The sequence below is a fragment of the Synechococcus sp. BA-120 BA3 genome, from assembly GCF_034931285.1.
Taxonomy (GTDB): domain Bacteria; phylum Cyanobacteriota; class Cyanobacteriia; order PCC-6307; family Cyanobiaceae; genus Cyanobium.
The window spans coordinates 1-1,151 of the sequence record NZ_JAYGHZ010000468.1 but is presented as its reverse complement, the minus strand read 5'-3'; the positions used below and the strand labels follow the sequence as shown (position 1 = coordinate 1,151).

The 1,151-nt window shown below is 73.8% G+C and carries 2 protein-coding genes and 1 pseudogene; 1 reads left to right on the top strand and 2 read right to left on the bottom strand.

Annotation, left to right across the window (positions count from 1 at the left end; all coding sequences use genetic code 11):
- Positions 1-185, top strand: a pseudogene (locus VB737_RS16865) (tRNA dihydrouridine synthase DusB); the annotation flags it as partial.
- Here VB737_RS16865 and VB737_RS16860 read toward each other — a convergent pair.
- A complete protein-coding gene (locus VB737_RS16860; RefSeq protein WP_500314665.1) occupies positions 142-795 on the bottom strand; it encodes a DUF4079 domain-containing protein in 654 nt (217 codons plus the stop codon). The pseudogene VB737_RS16865 and the gene VB737_RS16860 overlap by 44 nt on opposite strands.
- 43 nt (positions 796-838) lie before the next feature.
- On the bottom strand, positions 839-1,151 hold a 313-nt coding region (locus VB737_RS16855), incomplete at its 5' end, for an SAM-dependent methyltransferase (protein WP_500314663.1).

Sequence of the window (1,151 nt, the reverse complement as noted above, 5' to 3'; positions counted from 1 at the left end):
ATCAGGGGCTGCTGATCGCCCGCAAGCACCTGGGCTGGACCTGCCAGGGCTTCGCCGGCGCGGCCCGGCTGCGCCGGGAGCTGATGGTGGCCCCCAGCCTGGAGAGTGCCCTCGAACTGCTGCGCCGGGCGGAGCTGGACATCACGACCCCAGAGCCATGCCCAGCAGGTCCCGGCTGCCGCTGATGGCCTGCACCGCCAGCAGCAGGGCGGTGAGGAAGGCGGCGCTGACGTGCAGCCGCCGCATGCGGGGGGAGCGCAGGGTCTCGGGGGCGGCCGCCATGGCGAACAGCAGCAGGCCGCAGAGCAGCACGCCGCTCCAGTAGTGGGACCCCCACACGCCCCCGTCGAAGGGACTGCGGCCCAGGTGCCACAGGGCCGGCTGGCTGCCCAGGGTCAGCAGCCCCAGCCAGCAGATCAGGGCGAAACCGGCCCGCAGCCAGGCCCCCTTCACCCGCCACAGGGCCAGGCAGCTCACCAGGCACCCCACTCCTGCCAGCAGCAGGGCCGCGCCGGAGCCGCCGCCGACGGCGCCCCCACGGGCATAGGTGGCCGCCATGGCGATCAGCACCGCCACGACCACGCCCGAGGTCACCCAGCGGCCGTGGTCGGTGTGCTCCACCCCCACCGTGGGCGGCAGGGGGTTGATGTCGAGGCGGCGTTCCCGCGCCAGGATTCCGAGCCGGATGGTGGCGCCCACCACCGGGTAGACAAACAGGATGATCAGCACCGGGTGCAGCAGGGCGAACCAGTCGGTGACGCTCATCCCGGTGACGCTCATCCCGGTGGCGGACATCCCGGCGGCAGGCATCGGCAAGGGCGGGGCGAAAAGCGAACGGTCATGGAAGCACCGCCGGCCACCCCTGCCGGATGAGCAGCAGGGAGAAATAGGGGACCTCGGCGGCGGGCACCTCGGCCGCCGGGCAGAGCCGCTGGTCGGGCCAGCCCACCCGCTGGGCGAACAACGCGTCCGCCAGCAGACCCCGCTCGGCCAGCAGCGGCCGCACCCAGGGCCAGCGGCCACCCAGCTTGAGCAGTGCCAGCACCCAGCCAGCGGCCGCCGCCTGGGCCAGCAGGTCCTCCAGCTCCCGGGGCTCCTCCGGGGTGGGACGGATCAGCAGTCCCTCCTGCTGCAGGGCCAGGGGCCAGGCC

Coding starts and splice junctions, on each gene's coding strand:
- VB737_RS16860 (WP_500314665.1), bottom strand. CDS start 795: ATGTCCGCCACCGGGATGAGCGTCACCGGGATGAGCGTCACCGACTGG.